Annotated in this window: 15 protein-coding genes and 1 pseudogene; 8 read left to right on the top strand and 8 right to left on the bottom strand. The window is 46.2% G+C overall.

The annotated features are described in order from the left end of the window. The first annotated feature begins 14 nt into the window (after positions 1-14). Positions 15-782 (top strand): CPBP family intramembrane glutamic endopeptidase, encoded by a 768-nt coding sequence (locus Q4Q46_RS03525; protein WP_261272256.1) that lies wholly within the window; start codon positions 15-17, stop codon positions 780-782. Positions 783-785: 3 nt separating this feature from the next. Here Q4Q46_RS03525 and Q4Q46_RS03520 read toward each other — a convergent pair whose 3' ends face one another. Further along, complete coding sequence (locus Q4Q46_RS03520) at positions 786-3,290, bottom strand: toxin-antitoxin system YwqK family antitoxin (protein ID WP_311905240.1); 2,505 nt, start codon at positions 3,288-3,290, stop codon at positions 786-788. A 180-nt stretch (positions 3,291-3,470) separates the two neighbouring features. Between Q4Q46_RS03520 and Q4Q46_RS03515 the strand changes: the two genes are divergently transcribed. Beyond that, on the top strand, positions 3,471-3,788 hold the full coding sequence (locus tag Q4Q46_RS03515; RefSeq protein ID WP_311905239.1) for a cupin domain-containing protein: 318 nt from the start codon (positions 3,471-3,473) through the stop codon (positions 3,786-3,788). A 13-nt stretch (positions 3,789-3,801) separates the two neighbouring features. Here Q4Q46_RS03515 and Q4Q46_RS03510 read toward each other — a convergent pair whose 3' ends face one another. From Q4Q46_RS03510 to Q4Q46_RS03495, 4 genes are all read right to left on the bottom strand, one after another. Then, positions 3,802-4,974, bottom strand: a complete 1,173-nt coding sequence (locus Q4Q46_RS03510) for an AAA family ATPase (RefSeq protein ID WP_311905238.1) — start codon at positions 4,972-4,974, stop codon at positions 3,802-3,804. 83 nt (positions 4,975-5,057) lie between these two features. Further along, the gene (locus Q4Q46_RS03505; RefSeq protein ID WP_261272252.1) at positions 5,058-6,224 is read right to left on the bottom strand and encodes a membrane dipeptidase; all 1,167 of its coding nucleotides are present in this window, start codon (positions 6,222-6,224) and stop codon (positions 5,058-5,060) included. 187 nt (positions 6,225-6,411) lie between these two features. Further along, positions 6,412-6,858, bottom strand: a complete 447-nt coding sequence (locus Q4Q46_RS03500) for a SufE family protein (protein WP_261272251.1) — start codon at positions 6,856-6,858, stop codon at positions 6,412-6,414. An 81-nt stretch (positions 6,859-6,939) separates the two neighbouring features. Beyond that, positions 6,940-8,289: a cysteine desulfurase gene (locus Q4Q46_RS03495; protein WP_261272250.1), complete on the bottom strand. Its 1,350-nt coding sequence runs from the start codon at positions 8,287-8,289 to the stop codon at positions 6,940-6,942. A 347-nt stretch (positions 8,290-8,636) separates the two neighbouring features. Here Q4Q46_RS03495 and Q4Q46_RS03490 point away from each other — a divergent pair. After that, positions 8,637-10,330, top strand: a pseudogene (locus Q4Q46_RS03490) (methyl-accepting chemotaxis protein). A gap of 58 nt (positions 10,331-10,388) precedes the next feature. Here Q4Q46_RS03490 and Q4Q46_RS03485 read toward each other — a convergent pair. Next, positions 10,389-10,718 carry a ClpXP protease specificity-enhancing factor SspB gene (locus Q4Q46_RS03485; protein ID WP_311905237.1) on the bottom strand — a complete coding sequence of 110 codons (330 nt, stop codon included), beginning with the start codon at positions 10,716-10,718 and terminating at the stop codon, positions 10,389-10,391. Between the two features lie 458 nt (positions 10,719-11,176). Between Q4Q46_RS03485 and Q4Q46_RS03480 the strand changes: the two genes are divergently transcribed. Next, entirely contained in the window at positions 11,177-11,620 is a 444-nt protein-coding gene (locus Q4Q46_RS03480; protein WP_300479305.1) for a hypothetical protein, read from the top strand. A gap of 421 nt (positions 11,621-12,041) precedes the next feature. Here Q4Q46_RS03480 and Q4Q46_RS03475 read toward each other — a convergent pair whose 3' ends face one another. Further along, positions 12,042-14,318 (bottom strand): TonB-dependent receptor, encoded by a 2,277-nt coding sequence (locus tag Q4Q46_RS03475; protein WP_311905236.1) that lies wholly within the window; start codon positions 14,316-14,318, stop codon positions 12,042-12,044. 54 nt (positions 14,319-14,372) lie between these two features. Then, positions 14,373-14,669, bottom strand: a complete 297-nt coding sequence (locus Q4Q46_RS03470; protein WP_311905235.1) for a hypothetical protein — start codon at positions 14,667-14,669, stop codon at positions 14,373-14,375. 725 nt (positions 14,670-15,394) lie between these two features. Between Q4Q46_RS03470 and Q4Q46_RS03465 the strand changes: the two genes are divergently transcribed. The 4 genes from Q4Q46_RS03465 to Q4Q46_RS03450 are packed head-to-tail and all read left to right on the top strand — an operon-like array spanning position 15,395 to position 18,629. Beyond that, complete coding sequence (locus tag Q4Q46_RS03465) at positions 15,395-16,234, top strand: MipA/OmpV family protein (protein ID WP_311905234.1); 840 nt, start codon at positions 15,395-15,397, stop codon at positions 16,232-16,234. 10 nt (positions 16,235-16,244) lie between these two features. Then, entirely contained in the window at positions 16,245-16,628 is a 384-nt protein-coding gene (locus Q4Q46_RS03460) for a DUF3019 domain-containing protein (RefSeq protein WP_006080305.1), read from the top strand. A gap of 1 nt (position 16,629) precedes the next feature. Then, complete coding sequence (locus tag Q4Q46_RS03455; RefSeq protein WP_006080306.1) at positions 16,630-17,334, top strand: response regulator; 705 nt, start codon at positions 16,630-16,632, stop codon at positions 17,332-17,334. After that, complete coding sequence (locus Q4Q46_RS03450; protein WP_311905233.1) at positions 17,331-18,629, top strand: ATP-binding protein; 1,299 nt, start codon at positions 17,331-17,333, stop codon at positions 18,627-18,629. The genes Q4Q46_RS03455 and Q4Q46_RS03450 overlap by 4 nt, the downstream gene beginning before the upstream one ends. Positions 18,630-18,714 lie beyond the last annotated feature (85 nt).

Raw genomic sequence — 18,714 nt, 5'->3', positions numbered from 1 at the left:
CGAAGATCGTATACATGGAAGTAAAAGTTATGAGGTTAAATCTAGCGTTATTCTTTGTTGGCTTTTTAGGGATAATGTCGGTTATCCCTTTTGTTTCACAAATTTTAGCTATGCAGCAAGGGGAATTACCCATGCCCTTATTTTTGCTGCAAATTATTTCGGTAGCGCAGTCGTCGCTGATGTTACTTTTGATGGTTTTTATGGGTTCTATTTTTGCTAAAAAAGTGGGATTAACCGCTCCTGTGATTTCGGCTATGGTTCATTCAAATAGTATTTACACAGCATTAAGGCCTCAGCTTATTCCTGCTTTAGTGGGTGGTGTTCTCGGAGGGGTCTTTATCCTTGTTTTTCTGGGGATGCTATCGGGTTATCTTCCTGCAGATTTTATTCAAGCAGGAGCAAAATTAGCACCTCCTTGGTATACAAAAGTATTGTACGGCGGCATTACAGAAGAGCTCCTGATCCGCTGGGGATTGATGTCATTTCTTGTATGGTGTAGTTATCGCCTTACCCAAAGAAAGGGGGCTGACATTAAGGTGCATAATTATGTTTTAGCTATTATTCTTTCTGGAATTATATTTGGTGTTGGGCATCTTCCTGTCGCTTTTGCTTTAACTTCTGAAGCCACTATACCCTTAGTTCTGTACATTATTTTAGGTAATGCAGGCTTTGGATTTATTGCTGGTTACCTATATTGGAAGTATGGTTTAGAGTGTGCAATGGGAGCGCATATGCTCGCACATGTGACCATGATTATTTGTGCACTGCTTGTTCCGCTATAGCACCTAGTTCAACAATATCGCATTCGTGCTGGTGGTGTGCTCTATCGGCTCTCCTGCCATAGTGTAGGTTTCGGAGAGCTTGAGCTTACCTTGCTCATCGTATTGATTATGGATACCGACCCAGAATTGTTCTTCTCCTTGGATCTGTAAATTACCTTCTTCGGCAATGTGGCTATTGGGATGATAGCGCTTCATTGCATAGAGCTTGCTTTCGTTGTCAAATTTTAAGTGATAAGACAATATCGGCTCTTTAGCGTCGACATCCGCTGTGGCTTGTGCTTTTTTCGTTGCGATATCGGGTCTGTGATACTTGTGGCGGGACAAATATGCGCTACTGCTGCTATGGCTAGCACTGTGTTTACTGTTGTCTGAACGCTGGTTTAGCCCGTCATTTTCCCAATCAGCACGATCATAATCAAAGTCATCAGCCTCGTCTTCGCTTTCATCATAGTCACTGATATCACAGTCATCATAGCCATAATGACGGGGCTCTGCGTCTTCCCATTCTGCTTCGTCATCTTCTTGAGTCGATAGATACTGATTAAAATCAAAGTAGTGACGGCTTTCTATAAGCTGGCCTTCTTCATCTAGCCAGACTTCGCGATACACTTGTCCTTGGGGCGTAAACCGTTGCCAATGGCCGACATCGAGGTAACGGCCATCGATAATTTGAATTGTGCCAGTTTCTAGAATTAAACCTTGAGGGGACAAAGATTTAGAGCTAAATAAATCCCCTTGAGTTCGTGTGAGCAACCAGCGAATGGCACCATCTTCATAGTATTCGATGCGAGTATCGGCAATACCTTCTTGATAGTATTCCCTTTGATTATTCTCAAGATGATAGCCACAGCGGGTATTTGAGTGACTTTGATAGGATTCGAGGACCCCTTTTTTGTTATAAAAACTGGATTCTCTGAGGTAGCCTTGGCCGTCGCGCACTTCATACTCAGAGATAGTGCGTATCGTGCCATCTTGGTAAAACCAGCGGGCAGTGCCATCACGGTTGCCTTGGGTGTGCGGTAAATACATTTGAACTTGCTGGTTTTCGTAATATTCGATAAAGGGGGCTACCGAGAGGTTATTTTTATATTGGCCTTCAGCCGAGAGCACGCCACTTTTGTAATAGCTTTTAAACAGGCCTTCCCTGAGTCCTTTCTCTAGGTACATTTCGAGAGACAGTTGGCCATTGTCATGATACCAGTAGGCCATGCCTTGCTCTTTACCCTGTTCAAATGGGATTTTTGCCTCAAGCTGGCCATTGGCGTACCATTTTTCACGATTTCCCTGTGCGAGACCGTTGTCGAAGTTAAGTTGTAATGCGAGCTGTCCATTAGGGTGCCATTCTTGGCGAATACCATAGATAAGCCCCTGCGGATTAAATTGCTCACGCCATGACAATTGACCATTTTCAAAAAAGGTTTCAAAGCTCTTGCCCGCGTCATTGACGAGTATTTTTTGTTTGAGCTGACCATTAGGATGAAACCATACCTCTTTAACTAAGTTGCCATGCTCGTGACTCAGTTCGGCCTGAAGGGCGCCACATTCATAGTACATATATTCAATGCCGTGGATTTTATTCGCCAGCATAGGTCGAGTCAGCCAGCGTTTGCCTGACTCATAATAGCGACTCAAGGTATTGACGTAGTTGCCATCACGATCAAGTTCAGCATCCTCTCTGACTTGCCCATTACTGTAATAGCGTTTGACTAATATGCCGCTCGTACTGCGTTCTTCACTCTGGGTTATGTTGCCCTCATGATCATACCAAGCTTGCTGTCCAAGTTGTTGATCATTAATAAAGTTACCTTCAAATAACAAGGTCCCCAGAGCGTCGAACTGGCGGGAAACGCCATGACGTTCACCAAAGTAGTTTGAGTCAACGGCTTCTGTGAGATTGGGCGTTTGGGTGACAATTCTGAGCATACCCGCGCCGTCTTCAGAATCGAGTTGATGATAAGTGCGATGTAGTTGGCCAGTTAAGCTGGCGTAATCTTGAATGTCGCCTTGTACTTTATAGTCTGCATCGAGCGTAAAGTGGCTTATTAACAGAGCATCTCGATTGTTAAGTTCAACCTGCCATAATGTGGTTTCCTGGTGGTTCTTTTTAGCTGTGATACTGCAGACTTTTTCTGTGCCGAGCCAAAAATGTTGCTCTGGAAACGGGAGTTGATTGCCCATTTCAAGGCGGTCAAATTCGGTATGATGAAATTCGCAGCATTCATTAGCATTTTCCCAGCCTAAGAGTTCTATTGCTTGGGGCGCATCGTAGTGATAGAGAGTTAAGTTGTGGTCGGCATTTTCTTCACAAGCGCTCGCGTCTGCCTTTGTCGCATAAATTTTTAAGCTGAAGTGACGCTGGAATTGCGGTACAGCGACTGACGGCGCCTGAGTTAGCGCTTGTTCTTGGCAGGCTACAGGTGATTCAGTTTGAAGCTGAATGTCTTTTGGATCGCGGCTAGTTTGGCTTGAGGGGAATAACTTGGCTTTGAGTGCGCGAAACAACGACATCAGGGGAAATCTCCATATCCATATGTAAAACAATAAGCTTATCTGAGGGATACTCATGGACCTTGAGTATTTCAGTGCGCACATCATAGCGGTTAATGGTTTCGTTTCTCAATGTTTGATTGTTAAAAATACTGTTTAATCAGCAGATAGAGCGAATAAAAGCAGAGGAATAAACACAAAATGCTTGATAACTTTTTTGTAAAATTACCCACAGATTTATCGGCGGAAGTGTTTGAAAAACTGGCGGGTAATGACTCTGTGACCATAGAACGCATCGTCTCTAATGGGCAAGCTACGCCTGACGGTCAATGGTACGATCAAACTCAGCATGAATGGGTGATGTTACTTAAAGGCGACGCGACGTTTGAATTTGAACAAGGTGAACCCGTTACGCTAACCCCTGGAGATTACTTAACGATTCCGCCCCATCAAAAACATCGAGTCGCTTCGACTTCTATAAGTTCAGAAACCCTATGGCTCGCGGTATTTTACGATTGATTAAGGCTATAGGTTAACGATTCTGCCATAGCCAACTGGGCGTATTGAGTAAGTCTTGGCCTTGGATCTGCGTTTGACCTAAGGTTTTGTCTAGGGCCAAGGTATTGCAGTGTTCAAATTGACTTAAAGCATTGATAAGCCTGTTGGCGTGGGACACCACCCATAGCTGGCAATCCTTAGACACCTTAGCGATTAAGCGGGCAAGTGCGGGCAATAAATCCGGATGCAGACTGGTTTCTGGCTCGTTTAACACCATAAGTTCTGGCGGTCTTGGGGTCAGTAGGGCGGCGATTAACAGCAAATAACGCAAGGTGCCATCCGACAATTCACTGGCATTGAGTGGCCTTAATAAACCATGTTGATGAAACGCGAGCACTAAAATGCCGCCCGCTTGCGGCTCGATTCGTACTTTAGCACCGGGAAAGGCATCACTGACCGCATGATCAAATGCGGCTTTGTCACCTATCTCAAAAATTGTTTGGATTGCCGAGGCTAAATCACGGCCATCGTGGTGCAATACTGGTGTGGTCGTACCTAATTGTGGTCGCCTTGCGGGGGCTTCGGTATCGGTTCTGAAGTGATCGTAAAAGCGCCATGCGCGGATACTGTCACGAAGCTTGATCACTTCAGGGTTGCGCTCTGGATCGGCAAGTTCGGTAAAAATACTGTCGCCAGTTTGCAGGTGGGCGCCTAAGGTTATCCAGCCTTGCCCATCAGTGCTGCGGCTTTTCACCATAGGACCACGGCGCTCGACTAACACAGTAGAGGGGCGATATTTAGGCCCGTTCCAAATGGCTTCGCGCTTGATTTGTGGATCTAAGCCAAATAGCGTTGTGACGTCGGGTTTAGGCAAACCGAGTTCAATAAGATAGCTAAAGTCCTCACCGGCAAAGCCGAGTTTTAAGCGTTTCGGCGCTTGCCTGACGGTGGCTTCAATGGCGGTGTCGCCCGCTAACATGCCTTTGGTGAGGTTTTCTGGCCCCGCCCAAAAGCTGGAGTCGAGCCCGCCTTCTTGGGCTAAAGCATTGACAACGCCACCTTGTGCCGTTTGTGCGAGTAAACGTAGCGCCTTGTATAGATTAGATTTACCACTGCCATTCGCCCCAGTGATCAAATTGAGTTGCCCTAGGGGCAAGACGATTTCACGCAGAGAGCGATAATTGAAAATGGCGATTGTGGTCAGCATAGAATATCCAAGACTGAAGCGGGCAGATAAGCCAGTAAAATTATCGACAACGTAAATTAAACAGAGCGATAAAACAATGGCGTTTACACTAGTACTTTATTGAGCACGCGTTGCCAGTTACCACCCATGAAACGGTCGCGATCGGTAGCTTTAAAGCGCGCCTTGGCTAAGGCATCATCGATACGGCTCATGCGATCGATATGATTTAGCTCAGGGATCACGACATGCCTTGGCTCTGCATCGAAACCTAGCACGCCTTTCGCCCTTAAGCTGTACCACCATTCTTGATATTCTTTAATGCCTTGGGCGTTGTCATTATTAAGAGCGAGCAAGTTTTCTTGGCCGCGCAGTGGGAAGTCGTTGGCGATTGCCACGCTATCTACACCGCCGACGCGCGATACGTATTCCAACTGGCGAATATAGTCATCGATCGTAGGCACAGCATTATTAGTGAGCCAGAAGCTCATCATAAATACGCCGAATACGCCGCCGCTATCGCCGATGGCGCGGATCACTTCATCAGGGGAACAACGGGCATGGTTTACTATGCCGCGCGCCGCGCCGTGACTCTGCACTATGGGAGATTTCGTGATTTTTGCGACATCTAAAGCGGTTTGAGCGCTGGAGTGACTCACATCGACCAAGATATTGGCGTGATTGAGTTTGGCGATAAGTTCGCGTCCGTTGGCGGTGAGCGGCCGATTGAGTCCGCCATTGGCATCATTGTCTAACGCACCACCAGCGAAGGTGTTGCCATAGTGGTGGGTGAGCTGCAATACGCGCAGCCCTTGTTGATGAAACTCATCCACCCGTGCCCACTGGTTAGCTTCACTGTCTGCTTCGACACAATCTGCGCCTTGGATTTGAAAAAACACCGCAGTGCGCTGGCTGTCGCGGGCACGTTGAATATCTCGTCCACTCAGGCCTTGCAACAAAATGTCAGGATGTTCGCTTACCCGTTTTGCAGCCTGCTTGATACTTTCCATACAGGCTTTATAGGTGCGTTTGTAGTTTTGAGTGCCATCGGCTTGTTCTATAGTCTCAATCGCCGAAATATCGCAAAGATAGGCATCGAGTTTAGCGGCGGTTACATCACTTAAGTCATCGGGTAGGAAGGATAAACCATCGACATATATCCGCCTCTGTGCGGCGGCAAAGCTAGGTAAACTGGCGAGTGGGCTTAACAGGGTTGCTGCGCCAAGACCTTTAAGGAGTGTACGACGGTAGTGATTGACTGCCTTGATGGGCATGCTCGATTCCTATCAATAACGCAAATGTAACTTCTTTATACCTTTTTAGGGCGTAGAAGTCTTTGATTAAATCCCTTTTTTGGCCTTTGCCCCTAGGCTGGAGTGATGATGATTTATTGTTGCAGAGCTGTGTCCATTATCGTTTGTGCCAGTACTTGTGTCAGTAAATGAAACCCTAAGGTTATGATCATCGAGTGGCTTCAAGCATGGCTTTGGCGAGGGAGTTAAGGCCGTTGGTGCGTGATGGGCTGAGCTGGCCTTCTAGTCCCAATTGTTTGAAGTAAGCTGCAGGATCAAATGCTTGGATCTCAGCGCGACTTTTGCCATGGCAGGCGCCAAGTAATAAGCCAATCAATCCCTTGACGATGCGGGCATCGCTGTCGGCTAAATAATAGTGTTTGCCAGCCTGTTCGAGATGATAAATCCACGCATCACTTTCACAACCTTTTACTTGAGCGGCTTCGACGCGAAGTTCTGGGCTTAAACTCGGTAAGTCTTTGCCTAGAAACATAATTTGGCGATATCTTTCCTGCCAGTTAGGTGCCTGGGTAAAACGCGCTAGCAAGGTCTCGGCATCTTGCACTGAATAGTGAAAATCGGTCTCGCTTGGCATAGGCATAGTCGAATCAGTCATAGGGCTAAATCCTGTCTCACTTATTTGAGCGTAACTTATCTTGAGCGCATGAGTCGCGTGGTTCAGTGGCTAAAGACTGGATCACAGCAGCAAGTCTTTTACCGAGGCCAACGCAGCAATAAAGCGGTCGATGTCGTCTTTATTGGTGTAGATACCGATAGAGGCGCGGCAACAGCCCTTAAGATTCAGACTCTGCATTAATGGCATGGCGCAGTGATGGCCGCAGCGTACGGCAATCCCTTGTTGGTCCAGCAAAATGCCCACATCTTGATGATGTTCATCGGCAAGATTAAAGGCGACGACGCCGATATTGTCATCAAAGGCGCCGTATAAATGCACTTCACCGAGCGCGCGCAATTGGCTTTGTAAATAGTTAACTAATTCAGCTTCATAAGCTTGAACCTGCGGTGTAAGCTCGGTTTGTAAAAATGTAATGGCCGCGCCTAAACCTATGACTTCGGCAATTGGTGGCGTGCCCGCTTCTAAGCGATTCGGTAGGCTGCCAAATTCTGTTACCTCAAAGCTCACACGTTTAATCATCTCGCCACCAGTTAATAGTGGCGCGATAGTATCTAACACGTCGAAACGGCCGTAAAGCACACCAACGCCAGTGGGACCATACATTTTATGCCCCGAAAAAACGTAAAAATCGCAATCGATTTCAGCCACATCCAGCGTTAAATGTGCCACTGCCTGCGCACCATCAACTAAGGTTATTGCACCTTGCTTCTTCGCTAACTGCACTAGCTGAGCCACTTGATTGACTGTGCCTAGGGCGTTGGAAACATGGCATAGGGCGACGATTTTTGGCTTTAACTCGAGCAAGGTTTTATAGGCGCTGAGATCTAAGCGGCAAGCTTGATCGAGAGGGATAGGCTCAATCACAGCGCCCGTGCGTTTCGCCAGCTCCTGCCAAGGTACGATATTGGCGTGGTGGGCGGCGGCGTCAATTAATATCACATCACCAGCGTTGACGTGTGCAGTGAGTCCAAAGGCGACTAAGTTGATTGATTCTGTGGTGCCGTGGGTAAAGATGATTTCTTCACGGCGTTCGGCCTTTAAAAATTGCTGCAGTTGATCGCGTACTTTTTCATAACTTAAGGTCGAGCGCGCCGATAACTGGTGCGCCGCGCGATGCACATTGGCATTGTCGTTAGCGTAAAACTGCGCCATAGCATCTAACACCATTTGCGGTTTCTGGCTGGTGGCTGCGGTGTCAAGATAACACAAGGGATAGCCATCAAGCATTTGATGTAACGCTGGGAATTGCGACCGGATCTGAGCATTTTGCTTTTCTGCCTCTGATGAGCAAAGTGTCACTGTGGTATCAGGCACAGCATTCGCCGAGGCATGGGATGTTTCAATGTCGGCCATTGTATTCGTTGCTGTGTGAGTCACAGTATTTGGCGTAGGTGATGCAGCTTGAGTCATGAATGAGGCTAAAGGCAAAGAAAAAGGCCAAGGGATCTTCTGTGATCTACCATGTTAATGCAAGTTTTAGCAGTTTGTTGAGGTGTAGGTATTGGAAGGCGGTATTGAGCGTCTAATTTCACCAACGTTTGTTCAAACTTCTGCCCTCTAGTATTTCGCGCGCCTTAAACAGGTTTTGACTTTCTAACGTATCATCGAGCTTAGCTATGATGCGATTTTTCTAATGTTTCAGTTTTTCTTTTAAATTCAGCTAATACTTTAGGCTCAATTCAACCACCCAAAGTGAAAACTGCGACTATTCTAAATGTGACGTCCTTTGATATCTGTGTTTGTTGGAGACCCGTTTTATGGTGCAGTTTTTAAAAGATTTACGGATTAAACATAAGATGATCGCCCTCGTTGGGGTGATGTTAGTGCTGATCCTGATTTTGTCTGGTTTTAGTCTGTTGAAGATGCAGCGAGTTTCTGAGGAAATCCAAGGCATTGCAAAGGAAAATATTCCATTAGTGAGATTATCAACCGACGTCACCATTAAGCAGCTCGAAAGCTCAGTGATTCTGGAGAAAGCATTTCGTGCCGCTGATGTTGACGCCGTATCCAGTCCACTCATTTTAGCGGCTTTTATTACGGATGTTATTCAGCACAATGAAGACATTAGCAAGGAGTTGCTCTCGACTCAAACCATGCTTGGAGAGGCATTAAAAAACGCTAACACTCCTCAAGTACGTGAGAAAACACAGCAGCTAAATCAAGATATTGACACGATCATTCAACATTTTACAGCTTATAAAGCCCTGCTTGGCACCGTTATTTCGGGAATTCAGCAAAAAGAAGACCATACAGCTTTGGCTAAGCGGGTTGAATCCTTAGAGGTGGCGCAAAATGTGTTTAATGCTGAGCTAAGTCAATTCGTTGAGCGCTGATGACTCAAGCTGCAGTTTCTGTAACAGAGGAAGAAGAACTCAGGGCGATTTATGGTTTAACGATTATTTCTATCGTGTCTTTAGTCATTGGCTTATTGATAGGCATAGCTTGCAGTCAATACATGGTCAAATCTATCAATCGGTTACGTAATTCTGCCGCTAAGATGGAACAGGGTAACTTTAACCAAGAGCTGCGCGTCGACTCTAAGGATGAACTGGGCGAACTTACCGTCAGTATGAATCAAATGGCGTGGACTTTAAGTAAAACCGTCGGCCAAGTGATTGCTCGAAGTGAAGAAATTGCCTCTATGGTGACTGAGCTTAATGCGGTTGCCGAAAATAATCGTGAGGCCATGTTAAGGCAGCAGGATAATACCGATCAAGTCGCCGCCTCTATGACCCAAATGGCGGCAACGATCACTGAAGTGGCGAGCAGTGCCGAAACCGCTTCGTACTCAGCGGGACAAGCCGAGCATAAGGTGAAAGAAAGTTGTGAGGTTGTCGATGCGAGCGAAAAGATCTCGAAGCAGTTAGTCGCCAGCGCCCAGTATTCGAATCAACTTATTCAACAGGTTCAAGCGAGTACCGGAAAAATCCTCAACTTTGTCTCTGTAGTCGATGCGATAGCGGGGCAGACGAACTTGTTGGCCTTGAATGCATCGATTGAAGCGGCGCGGGCGGGAGATCAAGGACGTGGGTTTGCTGTGGTCGCCGAAGAAGTGCGGGCGCTGGCAACTCGTAGCCAAACCGCCACGCAGGAGATCAGCGATCTTATCCAAACACTCGTGAAAGATGCTAAGTCCTCAGTCGAATCCTTCGCTAATAACGACAAGCAAATCAGTGAGTCGTCACTGCTCGTTAATCAAGCCAAGCAGCACCTATTTGAGATTTTAGATGCCTTAACTGAACTGACTCAGGCCAATGCTCAGGTCGCGACCGCAAGCGAGGAGCAAGCCGTCACCGCTGAGGATATTAGCGAGCGGATTAATGCGATTCGAGATTCAGGGGAGTTGGTACTTGGCAGCGCCAATGAAACTGCAAAAGCCAGTGAGTCATTGTCTCAGCAGGCCAACTCATTAAGGGAAACCATGCAGCAGTTCAAGGTACGTGCTGTTTAGTCATATGATATAAAAAGATAATTCTCTTAATCCTAATTCTCTTTCTTATATTGGAGAGTTAATGTGAGTTATCTTCACCGAATTCGATACCTATCCCATCTTCTTTGGCGTACAAGGCTTTGATCGCGGTAATTGGCACAATGACTTCTGTACTTATTTTATCAAAGGTTGCATAAAATTTGAGTGCATTTTTTTGATAGTGAGCTCTCCTTATCGCGGCAGTGTGTATGCTCAGTGTTATTTCATCTTTTACATGATCTATTTTCGATTCAGGTACCGAAACAGCATAATGATTTGTATCGATAATAATATAAGGCGTTTTGCTAGCTTTAATGATATCAGAATAAATTTGATAGAATTTTCTGGCATTATCAGTACTTTCTAACATATCTCTCATTCGGTATAAGTTAAGGCGTGTTGACCAGGGAAAGAATCGATTCCGTTTATAAAAAATAATTATGAACGGCAGTATTAACAAGGTGATTAAAATTAGTTCCATTAAATTTTATCCTACATTTTTCGCTTTTATGTTCACAGTGAGATATTCCTTTACTGTTTTTGTTCTTCAGCTCCCATGGCATCAAGTCATTGAACTTTAGGCGTTACTATGTGAAAAATAGTCATTTAATAGGTATGTTGAGTTAACTTAAGTGTTCCATTATCGACATTTAATGCCACTAGATGCTCATATACAAACTAACGTATGAGCTGATTTTTTCGCTGCTCATGTATGATAAGAAGATTCAGAAGGGAAGGAAAGTTTAGTTGGTGATAATCAACCTTGGTGAACTGGCTTTACTTTGGTATTTGAACATTAATTGCCAGTTTTTTAAACGGAGATTTATCATGGCAGGAAAAAATAAAGCATCTTTGAAAAGTCTGTTCAAGATTGAGACTCAAGAACAGTGTCTGTCTGCAATTAAAAATGGTTGGATAGTGACATTAATCTCACTCAGCATAACATTAGTTTTTAGTACTATTGGTTTCTTTACCCAAACTGAAAACGCGACGCTGAATTATTTCCTTGATCCATTTCTTATGATCGATGTCGTGCTAATGGCAGTGATGGCTTTTTTTATCTATAGAAAATCGAGAATAGCAGCCACTTTGATGTTGTTTTATTTTGTCTTATCTAAGATTCTTCAATGGAGCGATCTGGGTAATGTTCAAGGTCTTCCGTTAGCCATCGTTTTTATGTTCTTCTATTTTAATGCCATGCGCGCGACTTTTGTATGGCACTCAAAATATAAAATAGTTGATGAATCGTTATCCCTCGATACTGACATTTAACCAGATCATGCCTTGCAATCTAGTGGCTTATATTGCGTGGTGTATTCTATGGTATTGATTAATATTACTTATTTTTATGTTTCCATGGCGATGACGTTAAATGTAGCGTTATAACGACCTAACGGGTCTCAACGTTAACGGGTCTCAACGTTAACGGTTATTGCCAGATAAACGTATTTTGGACAGCTCATTGAAGTTGTTTATTGGCCGTGTCTGGCTGGTTACTTGTCGATAATCTGATTTGGTATAAATTGATGTAAACTTTTTCTAAATCAGCCTCGCGATAATAGCCGCTGTGATTTGCTGCTGATGTGAATATGCCTGTAGTAACTTGTCTTACTGTAGTGACCAATAGAAAAATAAAAGCGAAGTCTTGGACTTCGCTTTGGGCTTAACTTATTGTCTTTTACAGCTCCTGTTTTTAGAAGTTATAGGTGACACCTAACATAAAGTTGCGTCCCATCAGTGGGGCGTAATCTTTGAGTAACGAGGTGTGTGGCCGCGCGTCTTGGTCGAGTAGATTTGTGCCTTTGACATAGAACAGCATGTCACCCGCAGAAGTATATAAACGGTAGGTGACGGCGGCATTCACTAGCGCATAGCCTGCCGTTTCGGTTTCATTTTCGGCGGTATCCGTTTGTTTAGCATAGCCAATCGCGCCGACTTCAGCGTGCCATTGTTGTTGGTCAAAGTTTAAGGTCGAACCGATACGCATGGGCGAAATGAGTGGCAAGTTACCACCATCGACCAACTTGCCGCGGGTGTAATCGCTGAACATATCCAATGACCAAGTATCGTTGAACGGGATACTGGCTTGGGCCTCGAGGGAATAAAGCTCGGCATCGCCTTGGGTGTATTGGTAAACCGGTAAATCACCTTCAGCATCGCCGTTGACTATATCAGAGGCGATTAAGCCCGTATTTTTCTCGTAATAGAAATTATTGACTCGGTTGTAGGCCATGCTCAACGAGCCTGTCCACGCACCCTCTAATTTGCGCAGGGTTAAGTCGATATTATTGGCGACCTCTTTATCGTTATTGCCACTATTAGTGATGATTTGACCATTTTCAACGCTGAACTGCGAACCAAGCTCGAAACTTTGGGTGGCATCGTGGGGACCATAGCTGTAAAGCTCTTCGGCGGTGGCCGAACGTTGGGCGCGGGTGAGCGACAGTCCAAAGTTATAGGCGGGAGCGAAGTCCCACACCATGCCCGCCGATACGGTGAGATCATTATCGACTAGGTCTTCGGCTTGGTAGGTTTGTTCGCCATTTAGTGTGTCTAACGTCATGCTGTCTGGCGCTAAGCGGTAATGCTCTAAGCGGCCGCCAAGCTCGAAGCGAAAATCTCCGACCTTACGTTCTTGCACGATAAAGGCGGCTAAGGTATCGGTTTTGCTGTCTGGTGTCAGCGCTTCTTCGCCTTCAACGGCAAAATCACGGTGTACAGCATGCAGCCCCATAGTGCCTTGCCACTCACCCCAAGGACGATTGTTAAGGCTTAAGCGCGCTTCACTTTGCTTGTTAAAGAAAGTCGTGCCGGCAACCCCATCTTCTTCCTCAGCATGTTGATAATCGGTATAGCCCGCATCAAAACGCAGTTTACTGAAGCCAGCAAATGGATCTAACAAACCACTGTGCAGCTGCCATGCGGTTTTCTTTAAATCTATGGTGATATCGGGCGCATCGGCTTCGCCGCGGCCGGGAATACCGTAATTCGATTCAGTGCGCGCGCCGGATACGCTGACAAATCCCGTGTCACCGGTATAGCCAACACCTGCGGCATAGTCGTCGAGTTTTTGGTTACTGTTCGCCAGTTTTCCATGGGTTTCGGGCAGATTGGCAATGGCATTTCCCGGAATATCGACATCGTCGGTGATGCGGTGGGTGCCATCTACATGCCAATTGAACTGACCATTGCCGCCATCGATATTACCGTTAAAGGTACGGCCATTACTGGCTGTGTCGTAGCGAGTGCCAAATTGCCCCGACAGCTCATCGACTGGGCTCTCGTGGTAGCGCTTATCCACCACATTGATCACACCGCCAATGGCGCCGTTCCCGTAAAGCAATGTGCCGGGGCCGCGCAGGATCTCAATTTGCTGCGCCGAGGCGGCTTCTGCTGTTACCGCGTGATCGGCCGATACCGTTGATGCGTCACCAACAGACAGACCATTTTCAAGCACTTGTACTCGAGGACCACCCATGCCGCGAATGATGGGGCGACTCGCCCCAGCACCAAAGTGAGAGGCTTGTACGCCGGGCAGTTTTTCTAAGGTGTCACCTAGCGTCGGCTCGATATTGAGCTTGAGTTGGTCTTCGGTTAACACACTGATTGGCGTCGTGCTTTCGAGCGCAGAGCTGGCGAGCGGCGATGCGGTCACGACAATGTTCTCCATCGCCGTTTTGGTCAGTGAAATATCCTGCGTTACCGCGCCAGTGGTTATCTGCAAATCCCTGTCAACATGCTTAAAATCGGCATTGCTAATGTGGAGATGGATATGACTATTGTCGGCCACAGTTAATTGATACTGGCCCTGAGGATTTGTGGTTGTGCTCGTCCCACCGTCGATACTGACAAGGGCGCCAGCGATAGGTGCGCCTTGCAGATCGGTCACTTGACCTTGTAATTGAGCGGCCATAACCGGTGAACACACGCCAGCCACTGCTAGCGCTATTGAAGATAGTGCAAGTTTCATTGTGCCTTTCCTTTAGATAAGCAAAAAATAGATTTTTTAAATGATTGAATTTGCTTAAGACAGTAAGGGCGGTGCACGCACGTTGAAGTGGCGTAACCAAGGTAAACTCGGTTGTTGATAAGGTTTCTGCGGGATGCTTTCAGCTTGCTGCAATCCCATCGGCGGCATAAGCACAGACGATGGACCTGCATTTTGCTCATGACCAAAATCGCACAGGAAACAGTGGGCATGCTCATGTTCCAAACTGTGTTCAACAGAATGCGACAGCGCAACCGATTGGATGACAATCAGCCACACGCCGAGCAGTAGCCAAAGCCACTTTCTGTGAGTTGGGGAACTTGAGTGAGTCATTATTCTTCTATGGGTCAGAGTTATCTTAGCGTCGCACCAGTCGTCGAGCGCGAGATACAGTTGATCCTAATTTGTGACCCGACCCTACTTGAATTGTCAGTCTTGGGTCTAGTTAACCTTTGTTAATAAAGAATGTTTAATCGGTTTCGATGATGGGATAATTTAATCTATTAAATTGTTTTTATTATTGATTTTAATCATTTCAATTTATGTGGATTGACGAAGATGAAGGTTTTAAGACCTTAGTTACATCCTCAATCGATTCAGCGGATAAGCGTATTAGGCGCGAAGTTTCCCCCTCGCTTAAATTCACTTCCTTGCGCTTTGCTGACTGTTCTTGCTATCTGACGATATTTTCGTCGCAAAAATGTCACTGCTTGTGCAGTGGCGGATAAAAAGACTAGGGCGTGTTGACGTTTCGAGATTGAATTTTGTTCGCTCTGGCAAGCTCGTGATCGCGAAACGAGGAGTGAAGTGTATTATTCTACTCAAATGACGAGTGACAAAGAGCAAGAGCTTGCCAGACGAACCCTTCGGGCAGCGTTTGGCTGGCATTTCTGCCGCGTTATCGCCCGTTTATGTAGAATAACTACACCACACGGGCTTTGCCTTGCATAAAAGCCAGCCAAATCGCTGCAAAAACAACCCTGAAACGTCAACACACCCTAACAAACTGTTGTAATATGTAGCGCTAAATAACGACTAGAAATGTGGATTAAATGGGCATGCGTATTCTTTGTTTTTTTGTGTTAACGCTCAGCATGCTTTCCGGTACCGCTGCCGCGTCGGATATTGCCAGCAGTGTCAACGGAGGTTCAAATCGCCTTGCCGACGGCGGTGATTTTGAACTGGGTATGAGTGTTTACGGGGTCAACCAAATTGATGTTCGGCAAACCGATTCCGGCACTGCGCAGTTGTCGTTGTTGGTCAGTGGCATGTATCAGTACAAAGGCATGTTTGTTGAGATGATCCACCAATCTCAGGATGGGGTTAATCTTGGGGTTAATCTTTGGAGTTCAGAGGATTGGTCCTTTGATCTGTTACTGGCGAACTTACAAGGTTCATGGTCTCGTCCAGATGTGGACCCCAGCACACTCGATGAAGCTGGCCGCAATGCTTATCTACTATCGGAAGATTCGCTCTACATTGGCGCAGGTTTTCGTGCGACGCGTTACTGGGGCGATAACTACGTTTTTCAGTACAGATTAGTATCTGATTATTATGATGATCAGGGTATTCAGAGTTCCGCCAGATTGGGTAAGTCTTGGCAGGTACGTAATTGGAATTTTCACGTATTGGGGAGCGTAGGCTACTCATCAGCCACCTTGAATCGCTATCTTTTTGGTGTCAGTAAAGAAGAAGCGACCGAACGCTTTCCGGAATATCACCCGAACAGTTCTTTTAGCTATGGCATGGAGCTCGGTGTTGCCTATCCGCTGAGCGAGAGTTTTGTATTTAGGGCCATGTATCGCTTCAATGTGTTATCCCAAGAAGTGACCGACAGCCCTTTCAATCAAGCTGGCTATGCATCGTACTTTAATGCCTCTATCAGCTATGTGTTTTAGGGGCGTGGGCATGAAGCGATTTTATTTATGGCTAGTGTTACTGAACGCGCCTTTTTTTGCTTGGGGTCAGGACGATTCGGTGATTTTTACTGCGACGCCTGAGCGCTGCATTGCGCTCCATAAGGGGCAAACCTGCTATCAAGATGTGTTGTTTCGATGGCAAACACCGACGAGTGGCGAGTATTGCCTCATACTGACTGACCGCCAGCACCAGCTAATCTGCTGGAGCGGCAAAGCCATGCAAGAATATCAATATAGTTTTGAAGGCGATAAAACGGCGACCTTTAGTTTGATCCGTAATGATGATGTGCAACCACTGGCGCAGGTCAAAGTGGTGGTGACTTGGGTTTATAAGGCCCCTAAACAGAGTCAGTCAGGTTGGAGGTTATTCTAATATGTCAGTTGAAAAGCACATCTTAGTGGTCGAAGACGATATCTCGCTGGCAGAGTGGATCAGTGATTATTTACTGGACCACGGTTACGAAGTCACGGTTGCCAGCCAAGGCGATTTTGCCTTAGAGATGATAGCCGAAGAGATACCTGACTTAGTGTTACTCGACGTGATGTTACCCGTTAAGAATGGTTTCGATGTCTGTAAGGAAGCGAGAGCATTTTATGCTGGGCCGATTCTCTTTATGACGGCTTGTGTTGAGGATGGGGATGAGATCCGCGGATTAGATGTCGGGGCAGATGATTACCTGACTAAGCCGATCCGGCCACAGGTGTTGTTAGCGCGGATAAAAGCCCTGTTACGCCGTGTGGGTGATGAGGAACAAAAACAGCAATTAGTATTTGATTCTCTGGTACTCAATGCGACGGCAAAATCGGTCACTATTGATAAACAGCCGCTGGATTTGAATGCTAATGAGTTCGATGTGTTGTGGCTGCTGGCATTGAAGGCGGGCACGATAGTGAGTCGTAATGAACTGGTGGCTCAACTGCGAGGCATTGAATACGACGGCCTAGATCGCTCGGTTGATATTCGCATATCGCGTTTACGCAAAAAATTGCAGGAAGCGTTAAGCCAGCCCTATAAAGTGAAAACCATCCGTGGCAAAGGATACCTTTTTTGCCGCGACGAGGGTGAGCAAGCTTTATGAAGAAGTTGATGACTTCTCTGGTGTTGGTGGTGCTGGTGGCCATTGCGAGCCTAGGCTGGTCGATAAGCGAGTTTGCAACGCTACTGGACTCTGAAAAAGAAACGCCCAGTCCTGCAACTCACCTCGCCGCATTAAAACTGCTGGGCGGCACACTGGCGCAAACGCTCGATAACGATAGCGTTAACAATCAAGGTTTTATCGCAAACTGGAACCAGCTAAATTCAGAGCAACTCTCTTTAGCGAGTGAAGCCGATTTCGTTTTACCCTCAGCCCTAAAGACAGAGTTTTATTCAGGGGAATCATTACTGCTGGAGTCCGATGACGGCATCTCTTTGCACTATTTATTGCCTAAAACGGGTCAGGTGCTGAATATCAATACCCAGATAGTGACGCCAGCTGATGTGAGTTTTAACGCGAATAAGCTGTATACCATGCTTTTTTATGGCGGTGTGGTGGTGATTTTGTTGGTGTGGGTGTCTCCTTTAATCCGCCAACTGGTTAATCTAAGTAAGGTGACTCAAGCATTTGGTATGGGAGAATTACAGCAGCGAATTGTGGTCAGCAAAGCGTCCTACATAGGCACAATAGAAAGTGAATTCAATCGTATGGCAGATCGCATCCAGCAATTGATCGATGACAATAAATTGCTTAGTCGGGCAGTTTCCCATGATTTAAAAACTCCGATTGCGCGGCTGCGATTTGGTATTGCGGCGTTAGAAGAAACCCAAAGCGAACAACTTAGGGTGAAGTATTTTCAGCGATTGAACCGCGATCTGGACACTATGGAAGACTTGGTCATGACACTGCTCAGCTATGCCCGCCTCGATGAGGCGAATATCCAACCTGATTGGCAACCTATTGAGCTTAATACTTGGTTGCTGGAAAAGTATCAAGGCCAAGTGTACCCCGATTTTTCAGTTGAACTGGTTCCCTATCCCACAGCGCTCAATATCAAGACAGACCCTAAGTACTTATCAATGCAGGTGAATAATTTGCTTAATAATGCGCTGCGTTTTGGTAAGGCAAAGATTCGGCTGACGTTGGCAGTCGAGGAGGGCGCGACCTGGTTACACGTTGACGATGACGGTCCAGGCATAGACGAACTGGAGTCTGCGCAGGTGATTAAGCCTTTTGTACGAGGTCAGCACAGTCGTGGAAATTCCGGTCATGGCATGGGATTGGCGATTGTCGACAGAATTGGCTGTTGGATGAATTCCCCATTACGTATTGGACGCTCTCCTGAGCTCGGTGGCGCTCGCATGTCACTAAAATTCAAGGCTGAAATTAAACGCTGAGTTTAACGCTGAAGTTTCGGACTGGAGATTTAGACCGGAATTTAAGGCTGAATTTTAAAGCGGAGTTTATAGCAAGAGTTTAAGA

This window comes from Shewanella vaxholmensis, assembly GCF_031932135.1.
Lineage (GTDB): Bacteria > Pseudomonadota > Gammaproteobacteria > Enterobacterales > Shewanellaceae > Shewanella > Shewanella hafniensis.
The sequence above is the reverse complement of the archived record's forward strand: the minus strand, read 5'-3'. Positions and strand labels throughout refer to the sequence as shown.

Coding starts and splice junctions, on each gene's coding strand:
- Q4Q46_RS03525 (WP_261272256.1), top strand. CDS start 15: ATGGAAGTAAAAGTTATGAGGTTAAATCTAGCGTTATTCTTTGTTGGC.
- Q4Q46_RS03520 (WP_311905240.1), bottom strand. CDS start 3,290: ATGTCGTTGTTTCGCGCACTCAAAGCCAAGTTATTCCCCTCAAGCCAA.
- Q4Q46_RS03515 (WP_311905239.1), top strand. CDS start 3,471: ATGCTTGATAACTTTTTTGTAAAATTACCCACAGATTTATCGGCGGAA.
- Q4Q46_RS03510 (WP_311905238.1), bottom strand. CDS start 4,974: ATGCTGACCACAATCGCCATTTTCAATTATCGCTCTCTGCGTGAAATC.
- Q4Q46_RS03505 (WP_261272252.1), bottom strand. CDS start 6,224: ATGCCCATCAAGGCAGTCAATCACTACCGTCGTACACTCCTTAAAGGT.
- Q4Q46_RS03500 (WP_261272251.1), bottom strand. CDS start 6,858: ATGACTGATTCGACTATGCCTATGCCAAGCGAGACCGATTTTCACTAT.
- Q4Q46_RS03495 (WP_261272250.1), bottom strand. CDS start 8,289: ATGACTCAAGCTGCATCACCTACGCCAAATACTGTGACTCACACAGCA.
- Q4Q46_RS03485 (WP_311905237.1), bottom strand. CDS start 10,718: ATGTTAGAAAGTACTGATAATGCCAGAAAATTCTATCAAATTTATTCT.
- Q4Q46_RS03480 (WP_300479305.1), top strand. CDS start 11,177: ATGGCAGGAAAAAATAAAGCATCTTTGAAAAGTCTGTTCAAGATTGAG.
- Q4Q46_RS03475 (WP_311905236.1), bottom strand. CDS start 14,318: ATGAAACTTGCACTATCTTCAATAGCGCTAGCAGTGGCTGGCGTGTGT.
- Q4Q46_RS03470 (WP_311905235.1), bottom strand. CDS start 14,669: ATGACTCACTCAAGTTCCCCAACTCACAGAAAGTGGCTTTGGCTACTG.
- Q4Q46_RS03465 (WP_311905234.1), top strand. CDS start 15,395: ATGCGTATTCTTTGTTTTTTTGTGTTAACGCTCAGCATGCTTTCCGGT.
- Q4Q46_RS03460 (WP_006080305.1), top strand. CDS start 16,245: ATGAAGCGATTTTATTTATGGCTAGTGTTACTGAACGCGCCTTTTTTT.
- Q4Q46_RS03455 (WP_006080306.1), top strand. CDS start 16,630: ATGTCAGTTGAAAAGCACATCTTAGTGGTCGAAGACGATATCTCGCTG.
- Q4Q46_RS03450 (WP_311905233.1), top strand. CDS start 17,331: ATGAAGAAGTTGATGACTTCTCTGGTGTTGGTGGTGCTGGTGGCCATT.